This is a genomic window from Bradyrhizobium sp. 35 (genome assembly GCF_023073215.1).
GTDB classification, from domain to species: Bacteria; Pseudomonadota; Alphaproteobacteria; order Rhizobiales; family Xanthobacteraceae; genus Bradyrhizobium; species Bradyrhizobium canariense_D.
In genome coordinates, this window is sequence record NZ_JADPJC010000108.1 from 118142 (window position 1) to 133953 (window position 15812).

Here is a 15812-nt window from a genome sequence, read left to right on the forward strand (position 1 = left end):
CCGGCATGAAAATGCTGGCCGATCAGAAGAAATCTGGAAGTGAACTATGTCTGCCGCTGCGCATAAGTCTGTTGAGTCACCGTCCCTCGAACCATCCTGCCGCGATACCTCGGCCCATGCACTGACCATCGTGCGCGACGGCGTGATCACGGGCGAAGGCCCGACCACCAAGGGAAGGGTGCACTTCTCCCGCTCGCTCGATGCCGATGACACCGCCTGGTGCGCCCGCATCCTCACCGCCACGGCCGTCAACGACCAGCCGGTCAGCCGCACTGAGGCCGAAGTGCTGTTCGAGATCAACGAAGCCGCAACCGAGCGCACCGATGGCGGCCGGTTCGACGACCTGCTCGCCAAGGCGGTAGCTCATTATGCGGCGAGCGCCTCCGGCCTGAAGGTGCCGCCGCGCAGCGTGGCGCTGTCGGCCGAGTCCGACATCGAGAGCTGGGCGCCGTCCTATGCCTCCAAGGTCAACAGCGAAATGCTGGAGTGGATCGCCGGCCAGATGCGCGGCAAGCGCCAGAACAATCGTCGCCTGATGGCGATGGTGGCGACCTTCCTGGGCGCCACCGCGCTGCCTCTGGCGGGCCAATTGCCGAACGTGTTCGACATCGGCATGTAAGATTTTGGGCATGTAAAATTCTGCGCCTTTCACGAAGGACGCATTTGAACGGCGGGGTTATTTCCCCGCCGTTTTTTGTTTGCCGGCGTCCGGCTCCAGCCCGAGCGTGCGGCCGGGGAAGCCGGCCGTGTCGAAATAGCGCTGGCTGCCGACGCGCTGGAAGTTCAGCACGGTCTGCAGGCCGTTCTCGGACTTCTTCGACTTCTCGACCCCCTTGTAGGCCTTCGGCACGATGCCGTTGGGCAACGCCTCCGACATCACGCGGCCGACGAGACCGCCGTTCTGAGAAGCGCGCAGACCGAGGAGCTGAGCGGCCGTCATGCCGACGTCGGCATTGCTGACCGGGATCTCGCTGACATACCCGGCTTTGAAGTCCGGACCGATCGCGGCCATGAAGTTCATGGTGTCGCCGCGGCTGAAGCTGCCATGCATGCCCTGGCCCTGGCGCAGCACGGTGTCGGCGACCTGCACCGAGCAGTTGGTCGGCGCCTCGCCGCAATCGCTGGCATAGGAGCGGAAGTTGACCACGATCGCCGGCGTCGGCGTCGCCGCCTTGCCGCGCAGGTTGATGCTCGACAGCGGCAGCGTGCCGGGGAAGCGGCCGAGCGAGTCATCGACGAACAGGCCGGAGACGTAATCCTGCTCAAGCAGCAGCTTGACGGTCTTGGCCGCCAGCTTCTTGTCTTTGGTCGGCAAATAGATCAGGTCAGAGCCGCCATTGGTGGCGACGACGAGATCGGGCTTTTCCGGATCCTTGCCGAGCACGCCGTTGCCGGCCTTGGGATGCTTGTTGCCCTCGACCTTGGCGTTCTTGTCGTTGGGATCGAACAGCGGCAGGTCGAGCGCCTTCGCCAGATCGAGCGCCAGAAAACCCATCGGCAAAAAGTCCTTCGGCGTGTCGTCATAACTGACCTTGGCCGAGGGGCTGGTCTTGCTTTCCTTGGAGATGGTCGAGAAGCCGTGGTCGGCCTGGACCATGATGTTGGTGGTGGCGGCAAGGCCGAGCTCGTCCAGCGCCTTGCGGAGCTGGGCGAGGTTGTTGTCGGCATTCTTGATGCCGGCCATCGAGGTCGGCCCGTTGATGCCGGGCATGATCTGGTTGAGGCTGTCGCCGGTGTTGTGCTGACTGCCATCGGGGTCGCGCGACCAGAACACCAGCACGAACGGCTTGTTGCGCGCCTTGAACATCGGCAGCACGACCTTGGCCGCGACGTCGGCGAAATAGGCCTGCTGCGCGACGTTGGCCGCCGTGGTGCCGGGCGTCTTGGCATCGCCCGCCTTGGAGTTGTCGCCGCGCGGCGGCGTGGCGAGGGGCAGGCCGGCCTTGGTGAGAGCGGCCTTGACCTCGTCCGACAGCGCCACGCCGTTCTTGCCGCCGGTCGCATCGTCGAACACGACCGAATGCAGGCCGGCCTTTTCGGGCTTGTCGGTGTGGTCGAACTGATAGGTCGGACCATGCTTGCCGAGCGCGGCGGTGCTGTAGCCCTTGTCGCGGGCCAATTTCAGGATCGTGTCCTCGTTGAGGTAGTCGCCCTTGAAATGCTCGTCGATGTCGCCAAGCACGGCGTCGTTCTCGATGAAGGGGACCACGGTGTCGCCGGCGGGTACCGAGGTGTAGTTGGTCCAGATCGTATTGGAGAACACGCCGGTATCGCCGAGATAATGGCCGGTCGACATCGCCGAGCCGTTGGCCATGGTGAAGGTCGGGAACAGCGAATGCGAATTCTTGAAGTTGACGCCCTTGTCGCGGATTTCGGCCATTGCGGGGGCGGTCTCAGGCGTGACCTTCAGCGCCCGCAGACCGTCCGGAATGAACAGGATCAGGTTACGGGGCGTGTTGTTCTCTGCGGAGGCAGGTCCGGTCGAAAATCCTGCGGACAACACTGTCAGTCCGGCTGACAGCAACACCAGCGAACGGCGCATCAAAATCTCTCCCTGCGAGGCGGCTTGGCCGCCAACCGCGGCCCCCGGCTTCATTTAGTTTCGCTGCATGACGGTTTTGTTACAAGAGCGGAGCGCCATGTAAAGAAGGACAGGGGCCCCGCTCTGCGCGGCGTCCGGCGGCACGAGATCGCGGTGTCGGCACGCGCTGCTTCAGCATCGTTATTGCGAGCGCAGCGAAGCAATCCAGAATCTTTCCCCGGCGGCAGACTGGATTGCTTCGCTGCGCTCGCAATGACGGAGTGAGTGGCTGGCAGCGTCGCGCTTCGATTCGCATTCCGAGTGGCAGACACACCTTCGCCCTCTCGCGGCGCATTTCGCCCGAGCTTTGCTTGGTCGCCTCACCCTCAAAATGAAAGAGGGCGCAGGGAAGACCGGGTGCCGGCTGGCACCCGCGGTCCACTGTGCGAGATTGTCGTAAGAACAATGCACAGCGGCATACAGGTGAAGCCCAACATCCGGCCTTCCCTGCGCAGTGGCTTTACGGCTTATGTCGTGCTCTCCCCGGGGAGCGATGCACTATTGCCCCCGTCGCCTTGCGGATGGCTGATGCGTGTGCCCGGTTGGGCAACCCACATCACCGCAACGCTTGACGCACAGACCCCGGGCGTCAGGACCACACGATTTTGCCGTACGCCGATCGCACCGGTCGTGTGCGCGACGCCTTCGCTCACGGTTAGCCGCCCTGCGAAGCCATTCGCGCCGATGTGACTAACGTCCACCGCCGTCCGGCCCGCGTTCGTGACGATCGCGATACGCCCCTCTTCCTTGGGCCGGGTTGAGAAATTCCTAACAAAAATCCGAATTCTAATAAAGAGAAATATTTTGTCGCCGTTGCGTTGACCCCGGACTTGGGTGTTTCGCCAGAAATGACGCAAGGGATTGTGGCCGAGCGGTCAATCCGGTGCCGTCGGCACCGGCGTATTCTGAGCGACCGCCTTGGCCGGCGCGGCCGTCGTGGAATTGCGGCCGCCATTGGCCAGGTTGCGGCGAAGCGATGGCGGCGCCGCCCGCAGGGCAAAGATGATCGCGATCTGGGTCCGGTTCTGAAGGCGGTATTTGCGCATGATGTTGCCGATATGCGCCCGCACCGTGTTCTCCGAGATCTTGAGCTCGTACGCGATGTTCTTGTTCTGCATTCCGCGTGCGATCAGCATCATCAGGTCCCGCTCGCGCGGCGTTGGTGTGATCGAATGTTTCGGATCCCGACTCATAACTGCTCCTTCGTGGCCTTTGGTCGATGCGAACACCCCAGAATGTTCTCACTCCGTCTTGAGTGCCTCGATCGGGCTGAGCTTGGATGCCTTGTGGGCGGGATAAAAGCCGAAGATCAGGCCGGTCGCGATCGAGAAGGCGAGGGCAAGGCCGATCGCCTGACCGTCGATCGAGGTGATCCATCCTGCCATGCGAGCGACCGTCATCGAGAGCGTGACGCCGGCACCGACGCCGATCGCGCCGCCGAGCAGGCAGAGCACGAGGGCCTCGCAGAGAAACTGAAGACGGATGTCCCGCATCCGCCCGCCAAGCGCGCGGCGGATTCCGATCTCGCGCGTGCGCTCGGTGACCGAAACGATCATGACGTTCATGATGCTGATGCCGCCAACGAGCAGCGAGACCGAGGCGATGGCGACGAGCAGGAGCGCGACGGTGCGGATCGCTCCCTGCTGCGCTTCCATGGCGGCGGCCGGATCCTGGACCTTGAAGTCGTCCTCCTGGCCAGCGGGAATACGGTGGCGCTGCCGCAGCAGGTTTTCGATCTCCGTTCGCGCCCCCGCCATCTGTCCGTCCGCGGCCACCTTGGCGATGATATAGGCGACCGAATCCCGGTTGATGTTGCTTGCGCTGCCGAGGAAGCGCAGCTTGGCCGTGGTGAGCGGCACGAAGGCGACGTCGTCCTGCGCCGGTCCCTTGCGATCGAGAACGCCGACCACTTCGAGCGGCACCTTCATGATCCTGATCTGTGCGCCGATCGGGTCTTCGCCGGGCGCGAACAGCTCATGCGCCACCGTGCTGCCGAGGATCACGACCTTGCCGGCTGCTGCCTCCTCGCTGCCGGAAAAATAGCGGCCGGTCGCAAGCTGCCAGTCGCGCACCATGAAGTGCCCGGTCGTCGTCCCGTTGATGGTCGTGTTCCAGTTCTTGCTCTCGTGAATGACCTGGGCCGTTCCTGCAATCGAACCGGCCGCTGCCTGGATCTCGGGGATCTGCTCGAGGATCGCCTGCACGTCGCTCTCGGTCATGGTCAGCTTGCTGCCATCCTTGAGACGCACGCCGCCCTGGTAGACCGCGCCGGGGTTGATCATCAGCACGTTGGCGCCGATTGACCGGATCTGCTCCTGTAGGCGAAGCTGCGCGCCGGATCCGATCGCAAACACCGTCACGATCGAGGCGACGCCGATCACGATGCCGAGCATGGTGAGGATGCTGCGCAACGGATTCAGGCGCAAGGCGTGCAAAGCGATCTGAAAGCCCTGGAGCATGGTCATGGCGCAGCGTTCCGTTTCGGCAGGATCGGGACCAGCGTTTCGTCCGCGACGAGCTCGCCGTCGTGCAGGCGGATCGTGCGCCGGCACTGGGTCGCGATGCCGGGGTCATGCGTGATCATCACGATGGTCTGGCCGGTCCGGTTCAGCGCGGCGAACAGGGCCAGTATCTCGGCGCCGGTACGGCTATCGAGCGCGCCAGTCGGCTCGTCGGCGAGCACGATCAGCGGGGAGGCGATCAGGGCGCGCGCGATCGCGACGCGCTGCTGCTCACCGCCCGAAAGCTGTCGCGGGAAGTGGTGGGCCCGGTGCACCATGCCGACGGCCTCCAGGCTCTGCTCGGCGCGGGCCAGACGCTCCTTGCGGCTGATGCCGCAATAGACCAGCGGCAGCGCGACGTTCTCAATCGCATTGTGGCGAGCGAGCAGATTGTAGGACTGGAACACGAAGCCGATGCTGCGGGCGCGCAGGGACGACCGGTGGTTTTCCGAGAGATCGGCGACGTCGGCTCCCTCGAGATAGAGCGCGCCCTCGCTCGGCAGGTCGAGCAGCCCGATCATGTTCATCAGCGTCGATTTTCCGGAGCCCGAGGGTCCCATCACGGCGACGATCTCGCCTCGTTCGATGTCGAAGCTGACATTGCGCACCGCAGTCACCGCTACTCCGTCGGCGCGATAGGTCCTGGAGACCGACTGCAGGCTGATGAGGGGCGGGAGGGCCGTCATGATCCGAACCTTATGCCGAGAAATTCCATGCCGGCCGGCCGGATGGCCTGACCCACGGCGACCTGGCTGCCCTCGACGAGGTCTCCGCTCCTGAGTGCGACCTGTTCGGTGCCGGCCGCGCCGACGGTCACCGGAATACGCCGGAGTGAGCCGCTGGCGGTGCGCGCCCACACGGCGCTGCGCGCCGCGGCGTCCGGCCGCGTGCCCGAGGGCTGGAAGCGCAATGCAGCAAGCGGCACTTTCAGCACGTCGTCCTGCCGCTCGATCACGATCTTTACCAGGGCGGTCATGCCGGGCAGCAACGCGCCGTCGAGATTGGAGGTGGCCAGGACGACGGTGTAGGTCACGACGTGCTGCTGGTTCTGCGGTGCCTTGCGCACCTGCCGCACCACCGCCTCGAAGCGACGGTCCGGGTAGGCATCCACCGTGAAATGCGCGCGCTGGTCGGGGGCGATGCGTCCGATATCGGCTTCGTCGACCTGCGCGTGGATTTCCATGTCCTCCAGTCGATGCGCGACCACGAACGTGGTGCGCGATTCCAGTCCGACCGCGAGCGTCTGGCCCTCGTTGACGAACCTGCCGACGACGACGCCATCGATCGGCGAGCGGATCACGGTGCGGTCGAGATCGGCCTGGGCCGCAGCGAGAACGGCCGCCTTTTCCGGCACGGCCATGCGTGCCTGCTGCAATTCCGCCTCGATCCGGCGGACGTCGGCCTGCGCCCCATCCACTGCATAGGAGTTGAGGGACATCAGAACCTCGGCCTCGCGTTCCTGGGCCAGACGCGCGGTGAACTCCGTCTGCGCGTCGTCGACCGTCGTCGTGGCCACCACGTTTTGCGACTGGAGTGCCTGCTTCCGCTGCAAGGTCTTTTGCGCCGAGCTCTTGACTGCCTGGGCACTCTCGAGCTTGGCGGCGAGCACGTCCCGGCTACCCCTTGCGTTTTGCAGATCGATCCTGGTGCGATCGAGCTTGGCCCGTGCGACGTCGACCAGAGAATTGGCAACGGCCAGAGAGGCCCGGGCTTCGTCGACCTTGGCCGCAAAGCTGCGCGGATCGATCAGGGCGAGCGGCTGATCCTTGCTGACCGTGTCGTTGAAATCGACATAGACCCGGGCGAGCTGCCCGGACAGCTGGGAACCCACCTCGATCGTCTTGACCGGCTGCAGGGCTCCGGTGACGGTGATGGTCTGCTCGATGCTGCCGCGCTGGATTGAGGCAAAGCGGAATACGGGGGCGTCCGATCCGAAGCTCCGTGCTTCCAGCCCCACGGGTCTGAGCAGCCGTTGGCTCGATGCGTAGGCAAGGGCCGCCTTCTGCGCCGCGGCCCCGGCCGCGTCGGTGATGACGGCCGGCCCCGGGGCGTAGACCGCGGCGAGGCCACATGCAGTTCCGAGCAAGGCAATAACTGGCACAAATCGCATATCAAAAACCCGCCTCTTGAAATGGCATCGTTGGCGGCAAAGGCAGAGATCGCGCTGTGGTTGTAAACCCGCTATGGTTGTAAATCTTGAAAAACGCGGGCGATCGTCAGTGTGTCGCCGCTGCCGGGGCGACGGTCGGGTGCGCTTGATGATCCAGAAGTAAAGTCCGCGGGTGCTATTTTTCACGACTTGCCCGAAATGCATACGGAGCGTATCGATATGACGCGCGCGGTATCGAACTCGACAAGCTGACTGAACGTCTCGTCTGCTCTGGCCGAAGCGGCCAGCGCCCGGCGTTCAAGTCGGCACGTGGGTGGCGACGCCATGACGCACTCGGCGATACCGAAGTTCCCACGCCAGATCGTCGCGTTTCCGGTCGTCGCATTCCCAATCGCAGCATTGCCGATATCGCGCCTCGCCATGATGCCGCAGGTCGCGAGGGCGCATCCCCGCAATCACGAAACCCGATGTGTGAACACCTTCACTCGTCTTGAACGGGTGTTGGGCCTAAGACGTCGAAGCGGCGGATCGGAGCGACTCGCTCGATCCCCGCGAATTCATCCGAGCACCTTGATCTCGCTTGCAAGAAGAATGGATGGCTCGTTGCTTGTTCATCGAGCCCCAATCCGGGGAGCCCGTTTCCATGAGTTCAGGTCAAGCCACAGTTTATGTCATTGACGACGAGATCCAGATTCGAACCGCGATAGGAAGTCTCTGCGAGGAGACCGGGCATCAGGTGAAATTGTTTGCGTCGACCGACGAGTTTCTCGGGGAGACTATTTCCGGCGGGCCTTCATGCCTTGTGCTCGACGTCCGCTTTCCCGGCACGGCGCCGACCGGCCTCGAGCTTCAGCGCCGGCTCGCCGAGACGGGCGTGCTTATCCCGATCGTCTTCATCAGCGGCCATTCCGACGTCCGCGTCTCGGTCGAGGCCATGAAGCGCGGCGCAGTCGAGTTTCTTCCAAAACCCTTTCGCGAACAGGAGATCCTCGACGCGATCAGGCACGGCATCGAGCGCGACCGCAGGCGGCTCGAACGCGAAGATAGCGTGCGCGAAGCGCGCCAGCGCGTCGAGACGCTGACGGCGAGGGAGCGGGAGATCATGCTGTTGATGGCCGAAGGTCTCGTCGCCAAGCAGATCGCGGCGAGGCTCGGGGTGAGCGAAGTGACGGCCAAGGTCCATCGCACCAGGATGATGCGAAAGCTGGAGCTTCGCTCGCCGATCGAGGTGGTGCGGTTGGTCGACAGCATGGGACGCGAAGAAGAGACGACACGAACCGGCACGGGACAACCGTACAGCTAGTGCCGCAGGCACCAAGGCGCCGCGCAACGTCTAGTCCGTACCGATTAGCATGAACTGCAGTCTGTCGCACGCAGCACGATCGGTTCAAAGTCGGTCCTGCGATGTCGGCCTCCTCCAAGACGGCATCCGAACCCAGTCAGAGATCTTAGCCAGAAAGGATATTCCATGCGCAAATTGTTTTTTGCTTCCGTTGCCGTGCTCGCCCTCTCCTCCGCCGCGCAGGCCGCCAACACTGCGACCACGGTGCAAGTGGGCGTCGTGAACGGTTCCAGCGTCTCGCAGCAGGGCCTCACCAACGACAGCTCGTCGACCAGCCAGCTCGGCATCATCAACAGCGCGACCACGATGCAGGGCACCAGCGCGGCCTCGCTCAACAACGGCAGCACGGTCAACCAGGTTGGCGTGCAGAACTCGGCGACGACCGGCCAGGTGGCGTTCGGCAACAACGGCAGCGCGATTACCCAGAACTCGTTCGGGCCTGCCGCGCTTCAGAACAACGCCGCCGCCGTCGGACAGCTCAGCGTGTTCGGCGTCAACAGCAGCACCGTCTCGCAGACGGCGCACTAAGCCAGCCCCGTTTGGCCGGACGCGTCATCTGCGGCGCGTCCGCGCCATCCTTGAAAGCACCGCCTCGGGCGGGACGACTCGGTGAGAGCTTGTCCGCCGACTTTCGCGGAGGAAATGTCATGCATCAAAAATATCTCGTTGCCACGATCGTCGCGTTCGGCTTGCTGACCGCTGTCGATGCCCAGGCCGGCAACTCGGCCAGCGTGCTGCAATTCGGCACCACCAACAACTCCTTCATCTCGCAGAGTGGCGGCACCAACAACAGCGCCACCACGATGCAATTCGGCGCCACCAATACTGCGACCACCCTGCAGACGGGCTCGCTCCTGACCGTCAACACCTCAGTGATCGGGCAGGGCGGCACCACCGCGACGGCGTCCAACACCGCGTTACTCGGCCAGGCCGGTGGCTCCAATTCGAGCCTGATCGGCCAGATCGGCGCGGACAACGCGGCGGCCGTCGGACAGCTCGGAATCCTGAACGGCTCGACGATTTTGCAGCAGACTCCTTGATCGCAAATCCATTTTCAGTCGCGAGGCATGTCATGAGACATTTTTCCGGCGCCGCCTGCGGCGCGTTTCTCACCTTGTGTTGCATAGGCGCCGGATCGGCCGGTGCCCAGACCGCCGACATCAAGACCATCGTGTCGCTCGGCGGCCCGCCGGTCGTGCTGAACCAGAACAGTCAACTCAACATGGCCGGCGTGTTCATGATAGGCAGCAGCACCAGCGCGACCGTCACTCAAAACGGCACGAACAACGCGACCGGAATCCTGCAATTCGGCGGGACGACGTCGGCATCGGTCGGGCAGGCGGGCGTGAACAATGTCGCGTTTGTCGGCCAGGCTGGCCAGTCGACCAGCAGTTTCCTGTCCCAGTTCGGTGCGTTCAACTCGGCGACTGTTGTCCAGAATAGCCATTGAGTTGGGCGCGACCTCAGCGTCGTCAGAAATGTAATGGGGGCAAGGCAATGATATCCGGTAGACTGCTCCTGGCATTGGCGGCATTGCTCGCCGCCGTCAGCGTCGCGTCCGAGGCATCCGCCGGATCCGTCCAGCGCGGCGTGACGAACCGGAACGTGAGCATCGAAACGATCGTGCAATTCGGCAACGACGTCCAGCCGGTCACGATCGAGGAGAACAGCAGCATCAATATTGCGCGTGTCATCCAGATCGGTGGCACGGGAACGGTCGATGCGAAGATCATCCAGAACGGCACGCGAAATTATGTCGATGTGATCCAGGTGGGTGGCACCACCAATTTGGCGATCGGTCAGTCGGGTGTGAGCAACATCGCCGATATCACTCAGGTCGGCAATTCCACCAATGCCCTCCTGCTCCAGATCGGCGATATGAACACGGGAACGGTGCGACAATTCGGGCGCTTCAACTGGCTGTCGATATTTCAGTTCAGCCGGTGATCAGAAGGTGAGGTGCAATATGAGGTTCATCGTACTTGCAGCAGGAATGAGCATCATGATGGCAATGGCAGCGGGGCCGGCCGGAGCCGGCGAGTCAGGTGACGGCCACACCACGATGGTTCAGGACGAGAACGGCACGTCCGTCATCACCCAGAGCGGCGATCCGGCGCAGGCTGAGGTCAAGATCGAGAAGGAGCCTGGGCGCACGACGGTCTATCGTCGCAGCGGCGGCAACACCGCCATTGTGACGCAGGGCACCGGAAATCCACAGGACATGCTGGACTGGCTACGCAAGCAGCAGGGCCGCTGACGCACGAAGGCCCATCGTCCGTGATGGACGATGGGCCTCATCGTGAGCGGGCGTTACCAGCTGCGATAGACGCCGGTCAGGGTGCCGTTGTTGTTGCCCTCCGGGCCGACATCGCCCTGCGTCGAGCTCGGCGCGGGATGGTTGGTGCCGTTGAGCGCACTGTAAGGTCCGGCCACATCAGGATAGTACGCGCGTGGCTGAACCGGTTGGTAAGCGGGGGCGGTGCGATCCCAACCCGCGCGGGATCCGTTCCAATCATAGCCCTGGGCCGAGGCGGCCGTCGTGCCCGCGACGAGGGAAGCCGTGATCAGGCAGAGGAGTTTCGATTTGTTCTGCATTGGAGATGCTCCTTGCTGGTGTCGGGAGCCAACGACCGCAGTGCGGGAGCGTTCCGGGTGTTGTCGGCCGAAGCGATCAACTCCGATCAACTGGTTATGAAGTCCGTTTCCCGGGAACACGAGCGACATCAGCCGGAATCCCGGGCGTCTTGCCGCAGCTTGTTCCCTGTTCATCCCGTGCCTTAACCAATAATTAATTATACGTTTGCGGGTGGGCGACAGCCCGGCCTAGCGTGCGGTGGGGAGCCGCTATTCGCGAAGCCAAACGAGTTGGTGCGTATCATGATGTCGAGATCATTTGGGGCGTTGCTCGCCTCGCTCAGCGCAGCCGCGCTGCTCCTTGCCCCCAGCGTCGGTTTTGCCAGGCCCGGTGGCACCGTCGCGCATGCCGCCACGCCTTCCGGTCCGGCGGCGCGTCCGCCGATTGCGCCGGGCGCCAGGTTCCGTGGCCGCAACACGCCCTGGGTCTACTGGCCGGGCGGCGGCGGGTTCTACTATGACAATGCTGGCTACGGCCAGCCTTTCGCCGAGACCGCCCAACCCGTCTCCAGCGACGTGCGCTACACCTATACGTACGACGTTCCCTGGGACTGGACGCATCGCTTCCCGCCCAACGTGGTGCCGTCAGACCGGCCCTACGTGCCGAGCTGTCCGACGGAGCAGGTCACTGTGCCCGGCCGCGGCGGCGGCGAGCACACCGTCAACATCATGCGCTGCTACTGAGCAGCGAGTTCGGCTCAGCTAGCCCAGCTCAAAACTGGTCACGCCGAAGACGCGGTCGGTCCGCAGCGGCGCGATCGGCCCCGTGTACATCCGCGCCGTCTCGAACACCGGCTTCAGCCCGAGTGATTCCACAAGCGCAATCGCCTCGCGATTGACGGCGGGGACGTCGAGGAAGATCTCGCCGCCGTTTGCGCTTTCCAGCAAGGCCTGCACGATCGCTTCCGCCGCCGCGCGGTCGTCGGCGACGAGCGGGCCGATCTTGCGGCCGATCCGGCACGGCCGGATCACGCCCCATGCAGCGAGCTTGCCGTCGCGCAGCAGCGCGCGCCCGACATGTCCTGATGTGCCGATCCAGGCACGCAGGAAGGCACTGCGCGGAGCCGGAAAAACCGTTGCATCGTCGGCTTCAACGAGCGCGAGCGGGATCGTGTCGAGCGCAACGACATCGGCGGGCGGCCTCGATGGCGCGGCGACGAAGCCGCCATAGCGGACATTGGCGTGAGCAAGCTGGAAGCCGGACTTTCTGTAATTGTCCTGCTGTGCCACGACGCCGTCGAGGCCGATCACGCGAGCGCCCGCATGCGCGATCGCCGCGTTCCACATGCGCAGGCCGTGGCCTCTGTCGCGAAAACCCGATCGCACGATGTAGAAGCCGAGAAACGCGAAGCGATCGTCGTAGTTGACGCAGGAGACGGTCGCGACCGGCTCGCCGTGGATCTCGCCGACGAAGAAGCCCTTCGCGTCCGGGATCGCGAAACAGGCGGCGTCGGAGTGGCCCGGATTCCAGCCCTCGGCCGCGGCCCAGTCGACGGCGATGGCGATCTCCTCGGGGCGCAAATTGCGGATCTCCAAATCGCTCATCTTTCAAGTCGCCTTCGACGGTGGACCTTCCGGCCGGTCCGGCGGTAGAAGGCCTCATGATGGGCCGGGCCCACGGCTCGCCTCCACGATATCACAAAGGATGATCGCTCATGGCAGCAGAGATGGCAGCAGAGAAGGTCGCACTCGTGACCGCCGGCGGCAGCGGCATGGGGGCAGGGGCTGCGCGCCGGCTCGCAGCCGACGGCTTTCGCATCGCCATCCTGTCTTCTTCCGGCAAGGGCGAGGCGCTGGCAGCCGAGCTCGGTGGGTTAGGGATCACCGGTTCCAACAAATCGAACGACGATCTGAAGCGGCTTGTGGACGGGGCGCTTGCCCGATGGGGACGCATCGACGTGCTCGTCAACAGCGCGGGCCATGGGCCCCGGGCGGCGATCACCGAGATCACCGACGAGCAGTGGCACACCGGCCTCGACACCTATCTGCTCAACGTGATCCGTCCGACCCGGCTGGTGATGCCGATCATGCAGACGCAGAAGGGCGGAGCCATCATCAACATCTCGACCGCCTGGGCGTTCGAGCCGAGCGCGATGTTTCCGACCTCTGCGGTGTTCCGCGCCGGCCTCGCCGCCTTCACGAAGATCTTCACCGACACCCATGCCGCCGACAACATCCGGATGAACAATGTGCTGCCGGGCTGGATCGACAGCCTGCCGCAGCTGGATGCACGCCGCGACAGCGTGCCGATGCGGCGCTACGGCAAGGTCGAGGAGATCGCCGCGACGATCTCGTTCCTGGCGTCCGACGGCGCGGCCTATATCACGGGACAGAACATCCGCGTCGACGGCGGACTGACGCGTTCGGTCTGAGACGCGGAGCGTCGGATCGCGCGCGGGTTGTCGCGATGCGACAGTGGTGTGCGTCGCGCGTCACGGAGGAGGGATGACGCGTGGCCCTCCAGTCACACCCGTCACGCGTTCGCGTGCCGCACGGCTCACACTACGTCACAGTCCCTATGAACTTCGCCGCAGCCCAAGACGGCCAGGGACCGGCAGCCTATGCCCAATCTGCGCCGGACAACTTCCGCCCGCGCATTCGAAACGCGAGATCAATCGCGCGGGGCAAGGAGACTGGAATGAAGAAGTTTTTGCTGGCGGTTGCCGCGGTTGTTTTGGGCTCCGCATCCGTGCAGGCGGCCGACCTCGCGGCGCACTACACCAAGGCGCCAATGATGGCGACGGCCTACAACTGGACCGGCTTTTACGTCGGCGGCAATGTCGGCGGGCAATGGGGCAGCGCCGATCCGGCCACCTCGACCGCGTTCGATCCCGCCGGCTATTTCGCGGACACCAGTGTTACCGCGATTGCTGCAGTCGGCGCCCAGCGTGTCAACAGCTCCAGCGTCACCGGCGGTCTTACCGCCGGCTATAACTGGCAACTCAACAACGCCGTGCTCGGCCTGGAAGGCGATATCAACTATTTCGGCTTCAAGGGCAGTGCGACGGGTTCGGCGCTCTATCCGTGCTGCGCACCGACCGGCTTCACCGTGTCGTCGTCGGTCTCGGCCGACTGGCTCGCCACCATCCGCGGCCGCATCGGTTTCCTCGCTGCTCCGACCTGGCTGCTCTACGCCACCGGCGGTGCGGCGATCGCCGAGGTGACGGGCAATTTCAACTTCGTGGACACGTTCGCTGCGGCGACGGAGTCGGCCGCGTTCCGCGACACACGCCTCGGCTGGACCGCAGGTGTCGGCACCGAATATGCCTTCGGCGGCGGCTGGTCGCTCAAGGCGGAATATCTCTACGTCGACCTCGGACGCAGCACCGTGACCAGCACCAATCTGTTGGGCGGCGCGTTTCCGACCAACGTCTTCACCCACTCGGTCGATCTCAAATCGAACATCGTGCGCGTCGGCGTGAACTATAAGTTCGGCGGACCCGTCGTTGCCAGGTACTGAGCATTCCCGTTCCGACCTGGCGTGGAAAGCCCCGGCTTAGCCGGCGCTTTCTGTTTTTCGCTAGGCGGATTCAGTGCGATGCCGCCAGATGCGCCAATGCTGGCAGGATCCTGTAGCGCGCGATCTCGTGCGGATATTCGCCCCGATTGGCGAGCAGGACGATCCCGATCCGCTGCGCCGGCACCAGGCCGATATAGCCAGAGGCGTTGTTGAGCCCACCCGGCTTGTCGACGACGGTGACGCCCGGCAGACGCACCGTCTCCCAGGCCATTCCCTGCCCAAACTTGTCGTCGACGCGGAAGATCTCGTGCTGAGTCATCCGCAGGGCCTCGCGCAAGTGAGGCTCGGTCGACTGCCCATCGACGCAGGCCGCAACGAATGCGGCGAGATCCCGCGGCGAAGAAAACATCTGGCCGGTGCCGGGGAAATCAAAATAACTCTGCTGGTTGCCGATGGGGCCGATTGCCATGCCCTGATCCGAGTAGCCCTGGACCGCGAGCTGCATCCAGGCGTCGTGCATGACGGCACGGCTGTCCTCGCCGCGTTCGGGCACGGAGGTCGCATTCATGCCGATCGGCTTGAGGATGTGTTGTTCAAACAGGGTTGCGATCGGAGCGCCGTAACAGCGCTCGAGCACGAGTTGAAGCAGCACGTAGCCGGCGTGGCTGTAGACGCGCTGCTTGCCGGGCACTTCGCCGGCTTGCGGTCTCCAGCTGTTGAACATGTCGATGAGCTGCGCGCGGGAAAACGCGTCGCTCGGCCACGGCGGATGATCGGTCGGCAGCAGCATGCCTGAGGTGTGCGTGACGAGTTCGCCGACAGTGATGCGGCGAACATAGTCGCCGGTGAGCTCCGGGAGATATTTCGCCAGACGATCGTCGAGCCGCAGTTCGCCGCGGAGGGTGCCGAGCGCAACCAGCGTCGCCTCAAACGGCTTGCGTAGGGAACCGAGGTTGAACAGCGTGTCCGGCGTGACCGGCCTTCGCGTGGCGCTGTCGGCAAAGCCGTAATTGAAGTACTCGACATGGCTGCCGGCATAAAGTGCAGCGGCGAGACCGCCCGGCTGGTCCGGCGTCGCGGTCGGCGTCAGTTCGTTCGCAACGATGTCGCGCATCTGCGCGATCATGTCGGAATCCGCGGCGGCCCCGCGCGGCCATGCAAGCGCAACGGGAACGAGCGCGGCC

The 15812-nt window shown here is 64.2% G+C and carries 18 protein-coding genes; 10 read left to right on the forward strand and 8 right to left on the reverse strand.

Annotated elements, in window-relative coordinates; translation table 11 throughout:
* Window positions 1–46 precede the first annotated feature (46 nt).
* The gene (locus tag IVB36_RS21960) at window positions 47–619 is read left to right on the forward strand and encodes a hypothetical protein (RefSeq protein WP_247371800.1); all 573 of its coding nucleotides are present in this window, start codon (window positions 47–49) and stop codon (window positions 617–619) included.
* 57 nt (window positions 620–676) lie between these two features.
* On the opposite strand, the gene IVB36_RS21965 is transcribed toward IVB36_RS21960, so the two are convergent.
* From IVB36_RS21965 to IVB36_RS21985, 5 genes are all read right to left on the reverse strand, one after another.
* Window positions 677–2542, reverse strand: coding sequence for an alkaline phosphatase family protein (locus IVB36_RS21965; protein WP_247377520.1), 1866 nt, complete (start codon window positions 2540–2542; stop codon window positions 677–679).
* Window positions 2543–3456: 914 nt separating this feature from the next.
* Window positions 3457–3774: a LuxR C-terminal-related transcriptional regulator gene (locus tag IVB36_RS21970; RefSeq protein WP_085351323.1), complete on the reverse strand. Its 318-nt coding sequence runs from the start codon at window positions 3772–3774 to the stop codon at window positions 3457–3459.
* Window positions 3775–3822: 48 nt separating this feature from the next.
* Entirely contained in the window at window positions 3823–5046 is a 1224-nt protein-coding gene (locus IVB36_RS21975) for an ABC transporter permease (protein ID WP_018455269.1), read from the reverse strand.
* Complete coding sequence (locus tag IVB36_RS21980) at window positions 5043–5768, reverse strand: ABC transporter ATP-binding protein (RefSeq protein WP_085351324.1); 726 nt, start codon at window positions 5766–5768, stop codon at window positions 5043–5045. The genes IVB36_RS21975 and IVB36_RS21980 overlap by 4 nt, the downstream gene beginning before the upstream one ends.
* Window positions 5765–7192, reverse strand: a complete 1428-nt coding sequence (locus IVB36_RS21985; protein ID WP_249803199.1) for an efflux RND transporter periplasmic adaptor subunit — start codon at window positions 7190–7192, stop codon at window positions 5765–5767. Before IVB36_RS21985 ends, IVB36_RS21980 begins: the two co-directional genes overlap by 4 nt.
* A gap of 643 nt (window positions 7193–7835) precedes the next feature.
* Here IVB36_RS21985 and IVB36_RS21990 point away from each other — a divergent pair.
* From IVB36_RS21990 to IVB36_RS22015, 6 genes are all read left to right on the forward strand, one after another.
* Window positions 7836–8495, forward strand: a complete 660-nt coding sequence (locus tag IVB36_RS21990; RefSeq protein WP_018455266.1) for a response regulator — start codon at window positions 7836–7838, stop codon at window positions 8493–8495.
* A gap of 165 nt (window positions 8496–8660) precedes the next feature.
* Complete coding sequence (locus tag IVB36_RS21995; RefSeq protein WP_018455265.1) at window positions 8661–9062, forward strand: hypothetical protein; 402 nt, start codon at window positions 8661–8663, stop codon at window positions 9060–9062.
* A 119-nt stretch (window positions 9063–9181) separates the two neighbouring features.
* Window positions 9182–9574 carry a curlin gene (locus IVB36_RS22000; RefSeq protein ID WP_247392979.1) on the forward strand — a complete coding sequence of 131 codons (393 nt, stop codon included), beginning with the start codon at window positions 9182–9184 and terminating at the stop codon, window positions 9572–9574.
* 32 nt (window positions 9575–9606) lie between these two features.
* Complete coding sequence (locus tag IVB36_RS22005) at window positions 9607–9984, forward strand: curlin (protein ID WP_247336127.1); 378 nt, start codon at window positions 9607–9609, stop codon at window positions 9982–9984.
* A gap of 83 nt (window positions 9985–10067) precedes the next feature.
* Window positions 10068–10481 (forward strand): curlin, encoded by a 414-nt coding sequence (locus tag IVB36_RS22010; RefSeq protein ID WP_276576958.1) that lies wholly within the window; start codon window positions 10068–10070, stop codon window positions 10479–10481.
* Window positions 10482–10500: 19 nt separating this feature from the next.
* Window positions 10501–10791, forward strand: a complete 291-nt coding sequence (locus IVB36_RS22015; protein ID WP_247392981.1) for a hypothetical protein — start codon at window positions 10501–10503, stop codon at window positions 10789–10791.
* A gap of 53 nt (window positions 10792–10844) precedes the next feature.
* On the opposite strand, the gene IVB36_RS22020 is transcribed toward IVB36_RS22015, so the two are convergent.
* Complete coding sequence (locus IVB36_RS22020; protein WP_018455258.1) at window positions 10845–11129, reverse strand: hypothetical protein; 285 nt, start codon at window positions 11127–11129, stop codon at window positions 10845–10847.
* Window positions 11130–11411: 282 nt separating this feature from the next.
* Between IVB36_RS22020 and IVB36_RS22025 the strand changes: the two genes are divergently transcribed.
* Complete coding sequence (locus tag IVB36_RS22025) at window positions 11412–11852, forward strand: hypothetical protein (RefSeq protein ID WP_026232911.1); 441 nt, start codon at window positions 11412–11414, stop codon at window positions 11850–11852.
* Between the two features lie 18 nt (window positions 11853–11870).
* Here the strand turns inward: IVB36_RS22025 and IVB36_RS22030 are convergent, their stop codons facing one another.
* The gene (locus IVB36_RS22030; protein ID WP_247336131.1) at window positions 11871–12713 is read right to left on the reverse strand and encodes a GNAT family N-acetyltransferase; all 843 of its coding nucleotides are present in this window, start codon (window positions 12711–12713) and stop codon (window positions 11871–11873) included.
* Between the two features lie 122 nt (window positions 12714–12835).
* On the opposite strand from IVB36_RS22030, the gene IVB36_RS22035 reads away from it, so the two are divergent.
* Both IVB36_RS22035 and IVB36_RS22040 read left to right on the forward strand, forming a co-directional pair.
* Window positions 12836–13540, forward strand: coding sequence for an SDR family oxidoreductase (locus IVB36_RS22035; protein WP_085384467.1), 705 nt, complete (start codon window positions 12836–12838; stop codon window positions 13538–13540).
* Between the two features lie 266 nt (window positions 13541–13806).
* Window positions 13807–14628: an outer membrane protein gene (locus IVB36_RS22040; protein ID WP_204511435.1), complete on the forward strand. Its 822-nt coding sequence runs from the start codon at window positions 13807–13809 to the stop codon at window positions 14626–14628.
* Between the two features lie 70 nt (window positions 14629–14698).
* On the opposite strand, the gene IVB36_RS22045 is transcribed toward IVB36_RS22040, so the two are convergent.
* Window positions 14699–15754, reverse strand: a complete 1056-nt coding sequence (locus IVB36_RS22045) for a serine hydrolase (protein WP_204511434.1) — start codon at window positions 15752–15754, stop codon at window positions 14699–14701.
* Window positions 15755–15812 lie beyond the last annotated feature (58 nt).